The sequence below is a fragment of the Haloferax profundi genome, assembly GCF_001469865.1.
GTDB classification, from domain to species: Archaea; Halobacteriota; Halobacteria; order Halobacteriales; family Haloferacaceae; genus Haloferax; species Haloferax profundi.
Map to the genome: position 1 here is coordinate 1 of NZ_LOPV01000575.1, position 441 is coordinate 441.

At 58.3% G+C, this 441-nt stretch carries 1 pseudogene; it reads left to right on the forward strand.

The annotated features are described in order from the left end of the window. Nucleotides 1-441: pseudogene (locus tag AUR66_RS22260) on the forward strand (PQQ-binding-like beta-propeller repeat protein); the annotation flags it as partial.

Genomic DNA, 441 nt, shown 5'->3' on the forward strand with positions numbered 1-441 from the left:
ACGACGATTTCTCGAAACGCTCGGGTTCACGATTACAGGAGTGACCTGTAGTGCGAGCGTCGCCGACGGTGTCGAATCCTCTCAAGGCTCTCGATACGAGTGGCCGATGGGCCGATACGACCCGGCAGGAACTGGTCACCATCCGACAGCGTCTGGCCCCAAAGACGACGTCGAGATACTGTGGGCACACGACGCTACCGATTGGTTTCTTGGGACTTCATCGCTCGTTCGACGTGGTGACACCCTCTACGCGGTCGGAAACGGACTCCTCGCACTCGATAGCAACTCCGGCGAACGAGAATTTGGACACACCGGGCCGTATCAATCGACGCCTGCATTCGCACCGGCATCGGTCTACGAAACTGACACACTCGCAGTGACTGCACCATCGGGCGTCTTCGGATTGAACGCCGATGGTGGGTACACTATCCCGTTACTCGA